Source organism: Haliscomenobacter sp., from assembly GCF_040403615.1.
Taxonomy (GTDB): Bacteria; Bacteroidota; Bacteroidia; order Chitinophagales; family Saprospiraceae; genus Haliscomenobacter.
The window spans coordinates 1-5,878 of record NZ_JBBAKG010000190.1 but is presented as its reverse complement, the minus strand read 5'-3'; the positions used below and the strand labels follow the sequence as shown (position 1 = coordinate 5,878).

Below are 5,878 nucleotides of genomic sequence, written 5' to 3'. Positions count from 1 at the left end.
ACTTTGGAAGCTGACGATTTCACTGCTACCAAGAAGATGATTATTGTTGAGTAATTTTGATATCCCCTGAATTCATTCACGGGGCATTAGGTAGAGACGCGATGAATCGCGTCTCTACACATTCCACGATAATAAGCGCAAAGGGCTGTCCAAATTGGACGGCCCTTTGTTTTTTCCAAAATTTCGCATGCTTTGACCCTCTATAACACCAGATTGATGACTTCACTGATGCTGCGATAGATCGCTAGTTTTGGTTGTTGCATAAAAGCAGCGGGGTTTACCCATTCGGCAATTTCAATGTCTTCTTCGGTTTGGGGTACAAGCTCCGTTTGAGTTGTTTGCATTTTGTACCAGTACGTCCGTTTGAGGATTCTTCTTTCTTTGTGATCGCGGTAAGTATGGTAAGTATGGCCTAAAAAATCGCCCAAGACTATTTCCCCAATGCCAGTCTCTTCTTCCACTTCCCGCACTGCCGCCTCTTCAGGGCTTTCTCCATCATCAATTTTGCCCTTGGGCAAATCCCAGGAACCTCGTCGGAAAATAACCAGCAACTCCTGCTGGGCATTAAAAACACAGCCTCCTGCAGCCTCGATAAGCTTAAAATTGGACTGAAAATCGCTCCAAAGCTGTTCAAAATCTGCTGAAAAAATAGTAATTGAATCCAACAGTCTGCCTTTTTCCAACATATCGGCATAATTCAGGAAGATTTTAGGCGAGCCGTTGTACCGGGCAACGATGTGTTGTTTATCACCAGGAACTTGTTGATTCAGGGATAAATCGTCCGATAAAATGAATGGAATGTCGTTAATGTAGATTTTGTACATTTGTGCTTTTATTTTGTCAATCATAAATGAATGTCAGTTTGGAAATGAATTTTGCCACTGAAGTAGCGAGAAACTTATTGCAAATTAAAGCAATAAAATTAAGTCCACAAAAACCCTTCACCTGGGCCTCGGGGCTAAAGTCGCCCATTTATTGCGACAATCGGACCTTGCTTTCCTACCCAGCCATCCGAGACCTGGTGGTAGCGGGATTGGTAGAAACTTCAAGGAAGTTCGGTAGTTTTGATGCCATTGCAGGCGTAGCCACGGCAGGCATTCCCCATGGTGCACTTTTGGCCGATCGCCTAAAACTTCCTTTTGTATATGTTCGTGCAAAACCCAAGGAACATGGTCGGCAAAACCTCATCGAAGGGGAGCTAAAACCCGGACAGAAGGTTTTGGTAGTGGAAGACTTGATTTCTACCGGAGGCAGCAGCCTGCAAGCAGTGGAAGCCCTTCGTGCTGAAAACGCCACCATAGCAGGCGTATTGGCCATCTTTACTTACGAATTCCCTGCTGCACAAGAAGCATTTGCGCAAGCAGGGTGTCCATTGGAAACATTGAGCAACTACAGCACTTTGACCGAAGTAGCCATTGAATCCAATTATGTAAGCGCAGCTGATCAAGCCACTTTGCGCCAATGGAGAGAAAATCCTCGACTTTGGAGTGCCCAATGGCAAAATGAAAAAATATAATTTTCCTCACTAAAGAGGTCTACCAAAGGATAATTTTTATATTTATCCGTTAGTTTACTACCAACAAATTAATTATGTCGGTGATTACAGCTCTATCTGAAAAATTTTTATTTCAGTACCTCAATAACGCCTCTCCAACCGGGTTCGAGTCGGCAGGCCAACAAATTTGGCTTGATTACATTCGCCCTTTCGTTCACGAAACGGGTTTGGACAACTATGGAACTGCTTATGGCATCATCAATCCAGGAAAGGATTTTAGGGTAGTCATCGAAGGCCACGCCGATGAAATCTCCTGGTTCGTTAACTTTATTACGGACGACGGCTTTTTACACGTGGTGCGCAATGGAGGCTCCGATCAAATGATTGCCCCTTCCAAGCGGGTCAATGTACATACGCCAAACGGGATTGTAAAGGGTGTTTTTGGATGGCCAGCCATCCACACCCGCAGCGGAGAAGACAGTAATTTGTCACCCAAAGTTGAAAACATCTTCATCGATATTGGTGCGAAAAACAAAGAGGAAGCCCTGGAAATGGGCGTTCATGTAGGTTGCGTGCTGGTGTACGAAGACGAAGCCGTCAAGCTCAATGACCGCTACTATGTAGGCCGTGCCTTGGACAACCGCATTGGCGGGTTTTGCATCGCAGAGGTAGCGCGCCTCATCCATGAGAACAAAATCGAGCTGCCGTATAGCCTTTACATCGTCAATTCTGTGCAGGAAGAAATTGGGCTGCGGGGTGCAGAAATGATCGCCCAAAGCATCAAACCGCACGTGGCCATCATTACAGACGTAACCCACGATACCAATACCCCGCTGATCAGCAAGAAAAAGTTTGGCGACGTAAAGTGTGGCAATGGCCCAACGGTAACCTATGCACCAGCCGTACACAACAAACTATTGGCCCTCATCATCGATGCAGCCAACGAACACGAGATCCCATTCCAGCGGGAAGCAGCATCTCGCCGCACGGGTACCGATACCGACGCCTTTGCTTATTCCAATGGGGGCGTTCCTTCGGCCTTGATTTCCTTGCCTTTGCGTTACATGCACACCACCGTTGAAATGGCGCATACCGACGATGTCAACAACGTCATCAAGCTCATTTATCAATCTTTACAAAAAATTGACTATCAGCACAATTTCAAATACTTCTAAATGAAGCAGCTTGCTCCAATCGGAGATGTTCTGATGGGTAGCAACTTATGGCTCGCCATTGGAGCAAGCAGCATGATTTCGGCTTCTATCTTTTGTCTTAAAGGAGCCTGGGAATGGAATGAATTGGAAATTTGGGTCTTTTTCGCCACTTTGAGTTTGTACAATTGGCACCGGGTTTTGGGTTTCAAAAAAAACAGGCCTAATCATACAGTTACCACCTGGGTAGATTCCCACCACCAAACCATCCTGGTACTGGCCTTGCTGGCAAGTTTTTGCGCTGGAGTATTGTACTTGCTGCTTCCTCTAAAAGTACAGCTGGCACTCTTGATTCCTTGCGCATTGGGACTGAGTTATTCCCTCCCGATTTTTCCCAAACAAAAAAGATTGCGCGATGTACCTCGCCTGAAGATTTTGGTACTGGCCTCCGTCTGGGCCTGGGTCGTGGTTTGTTTACCCCGTATCTTTACCAATATTCCACTTTCCCCCATCACTGGAGTGTTTTTTCTGGAAAAATGGCTCTTCTTCTTTGCCATTGCGATCGGTTTCGACATCAGGGATGTTGCCTTTGACCTTTCCCAAGGTGTGCTTACGCTTCCTGGCAAACTGGGGATCAAAGCGGCCAAGTCCATCGGAATTTTGGCTTTGTTGCTGGCCATTGGCATTGGTACGAGCTTGTACGCTGGCCAATATTACTCCCTGTCTGTATATGCCGCTGATCTGGTTTGCCTGATGTGCACCGGATTGCTGTTGCTGCTCGCCAGCCCTGAACGCTCCCCGGCATTTTTCAACCTGCTTTTAGACGGCATGTTGATCCTGCAACCGCTTGGTATTTGGTTTTTCAGTTTTGTTGGCTAAAATGCGTTTGCCCTATTTCTTCAATTCTTCGATCGCACGCTCAATCACGGTATCAACCCCCCGATCCCGATCCGATTTTTTCAACAAAACCTGAATGTCTGGCGGAACGCCACTTTCAAAATTTTCCCCCGCAGGACTCAAGGTACGTGAAATGGAAAAACGGTAAGTCCAACCATTGGGCAATTGACCGCCATTGGGCAGACCCAGTCCACCTCCGGTTTTGTCTCCCATCAAGATCATGTTGTCCAATTCCCTGGCCCCCAGCGCAAAGAATGATGCCGCGCTGAAAGTACCCCGGTCGATCAGCACCACGATCTTTTTGGTGAAATTAAACCGATCCTTGTCGGGTTCGGCAAACACGGCTTGCGGCCCTTCATAATCCTCTTTACCTGGACCAGATTTGAGGTAGGAATTGTAGAGCAAGGTTTTTTTGGTGGCCATCATATTGAGGATCTTGAAAATATTGGCCGCGCTACCGCCCCCATTTTGACGAATGTCAAAAATGAGTCCCTGCGCATTGCGGTAATAACTCAGGAGAAAATTGACATAAGCAGGAGCTACCTTATCGGAAAAAGAGGAATACCGCACATAAGCAATCCTTTTGTCACTGCCCACCAAGGCATGTTCAAATGGGCCCGTGATGACGTAATCGTTTTTGAGGTAGTTTTCGCGTACCACGCGCAAATCGTAGTTTTCAGGCCCCAGTAAGTCAAAATCGTAACGGGAAGACCGAAAAGGAGAGATCAAATTCACATGGCCATCTTGCAGTTCATTGAGCATCGCAAACAAGACCTTGAACAGCTCATCGCTGGTCATTTTATCTTTGATTTGTGGCGAGTACTTGTTGTAAGTCGCTTGCCAATCGATTTTTTTGTAATCAAAAAAGGAATACTTCTCATTGCATTCTTTCCAGAGGTATTCAAAATTTTGGCGTGGATTATCGGCTACTTCCTGGTCAAAAATCAATTGCTCGCAGGAAAATACGAATAAGGCCAGGCAGCAAAACAGGAATATAGAAAATGATTTGATGATGCGCTGATTCATAGTAATTGTCTTAATTTAATCGAAACATTAACCCAAAGAGCAACTGGTGGTGCCCCAATTCAAGGCGATTGATCTCACCCGGGCTGCGTTGGGCATCCCATAGGTAAGTGAGGCGCAAGGCATTGCCGTTGAGCAAGTAATAATACCCATCAGTGCGCCATTGAAAACGGATGCCTCCAAAATTCAATTTGTTGTTGGCATAAACATTGGCGTCTCCATCCGAAAAATCTTCGATGTAGGCGTAGTCTGGTCGCCATACCGAATGCAGCAAGGGCAAACTGAGTTGCGAGCTGAACTTGACATGCCGAACCCCGGCATTGCGGCGAATGAACAAAAACCTGCCCGCCGTTTGGGTATGGCTAATGCGCCAATTGACTTTGGCGGTCGCAAAAAGCGTATTGATGCTTTCCCAAACCAGAGAGGCGTTCAAGAAAGCTGGAGTGACCCGCTGGGCAGAATAGCCCCCCAGTTGCAAGCCAGCCCGAAAGTCCAGGTTGCCCTCGTTTTTGTCCCAGAATTTGTACAAAAAACGGCCATTGTAGTAAAAAACCGTCGACGATGCCCCAAAGGTAGCCACCTTCTTTACTTTACTGTCTCCCACTCCTACCCCACCGTCAATGGCAATGTCCCAACGTTTGCCTTCAAAGCCAAGTTCGCCCATGCCGCCAAACAAGAAGCCCCGGTAAGTCAAAGGAGAAACGCCAAGGTCGCGGTTGCTTTGGTAATCCGCAAGCGCAGCCATTCCCAGGTATTTGCCGTACCGATAATCGGTTTGCGCACTTTTTTCTTGCGCGAGCAAGCTTTGAATGCTACTCAGCAAAATCAGGCCGTACAATAAACAGGTTTTATTCATCTCCACTCAGGTTAGTAACGCAGAAAAATTAACTTCCCGATTTTGGGTTTTGAATAGGAAGTCGAACGGTTCATTTCAAGTGAGCTTCCTATTCAAAAGCCTCTAAAAAAATCGGGAAGTAATTTTTTGCGTCAGACTTAGGAAACTGGTCAATAAAATTCTCCGAAAAATATCGATTGTTTGAGACAAAACCCATATTTTTCCCGCAAAGCACTGTCATAATTATGCAAAGCGACACTTTTCTGATCCGCCCCATCGAAAAAAACGACAATCCGGCCATGGCCGCAATCATTCGGGAAGTAATGACCGCCTACGGGGCAGTTGGCGATGGCTTTTCGATCAACGATCCCGAAGTGGATCTGATGTACGAGTACTACCAAGAGCCGGGCTGCGCTTACCTGGTCTTGAGTGATGCGCAACACCAGGTCTGGGGCGGTGGCGGCGTTGGCCCACTGG

The 5,878-nt window shown here is 46.7% G+C and carries 6 protein-coding genes and 1 pseudogene; 4 read left to right on the top strand and 3 right to left on the bottom strand.

What is annotated here, in order from left to right:
- Window positions 1-200 precede the first annotated feature (200 nt).
- A complete protein-coding gene (locus tag ABW391_RS28290) occupies window positions 201-824 on the bottom strand; it encodes an NUDIX hydrolase (RefSeq protein WP_353485265.1) in 624 nt (207 codons plus the stop codon).
- A gap of 44 nt (window positions 825-868) precedes the next feature.
- Between ABW391_RS28290 and pyrE the strand changes: the two genes are divergently transcribed.
- The 3 genes from pyrE to ABW391_RS28275 all read left to right on the top strand — a co-directional run bounded on the left by pyrE (window position 869) and on the right by ABW391_RS28275 (window position 3,525).
- Window positions 869-1,516, top strand: coding sequence for an orotate phosphoribosyltransferase (gene pyrE, locus ABW391_RS28285; RefSeq protein ID WP_353485266.1), 648 nt, complete (start codon window positions 869-871; stop codon window positions 1,514-1,516).
- A gap of 74 nt (window positions 1,517-1,590) precedes the next feature.
- The gene (locus ABW391_RS28280) at window positions 1,591-2,670 is read left to right on the top strand and encodes a M42 family metallopeptidase (protein WP_353485264.1); all 1,080 of its coding nucleotides are present in this window, start codon (window positions 1,591-1,593) and stop codon (window positions 2,668-2,670) included.
- Complete coding sequence (locus tag ABW391_RS28275) at window positions 2,671-3,525, top strand: UbiA family prenyltransferase (protein ID WP_353485263.1); 855 nt, start codon at window positions 2,671-2,673, stop codon at window positions 3,523-3,525. It begins immediately after the preceding gene.
- Between the two features lie 12 nt (window positions 3,526-3,537).
- Here ABW391_RS28275 and ABW391_RS28270 read toward each other — a convergent pair whose 3' ends face one another.
- Together ABW391_RS28270 and ABW391_RS28265 are read right to left on the bottom strand one after the other, a co-directional pair.
- Window positions 3,538-4,569, bottom strand: a complete 1,032-nt coding sequence (locus tag ABW391_RS28270; RefSeq protein ID WP_353485262.1) for a S41 family peptidase — start codon at window positions 4,567-4,569, stop codon at window positions 3,538-3,540.
- A gap of 10 nt (window positions 4,570-4,579) precedes the next feature.
- Window positions 4,580-5,422, bottom strand: coding sequence for a hypothetical protein (locus ABW391_RS28265; RefSeq protein WP_353485261.1), 843 nt, complete (start codon window positions 5,420-5,422; stop codon window positions 4,580-4,582).
- Window positions 5,423-5,646: 224 nt separating this feature from the next.
- Here ABW391_RS28265 and ABW391_RS28260 point away from each other — a divergent pair.
- Window positions 5,647-5,878, top strand: a pseudogene (locus ABW391_RS28260) (GNAT family N-acetyltransferase); the annotation flags it as partial.

Bases quoted from the DNA above. Each gene is read 5' to 3' on its own strand.
- ABW391_RS28290 (WP_353485265.1), bottom strand. From the start codon at position 824: ATGTACAAAATCTACATTAACGACATTCCATTCATTTTATCGGACGAT.
- pyrE (WP_353485266.1), top strand. From the start codon at position 869: ATGAATTTTGCCACTGAAGTAGCGAGAAACTTATTGCAAATTAAAGCA.
- ABW391_RS28280 (WP_353485264.1), top strand. From the start codon at position 1,591: ATGTCGGTGATTACAGCTCTATCTGAAAAATTTTTATTTCAGTACCTC.
- ABW391_RS28275 (WP_353485263.1), top strand. From the start codon at position 2,671: ATGAAGCAGCTTGCTCCAATCGGAGATGTTCTGATGGGTAGCAACTTA.
- ABW391_RS28270 (WP_353485262.1), bottom strand. From the start codon at position 4,569: ATGAATCAGCGCATCATCAAATCATTTTCTATATTCCTGTTTTGCTGC.
- ABW391_RS28265 (WP_353485261.1), bottom strand. From the start codon at position 5,422: ATGAATAAAACCTGTTTATTGTACGGCCTGATTTTGCTGAGTAGCATT.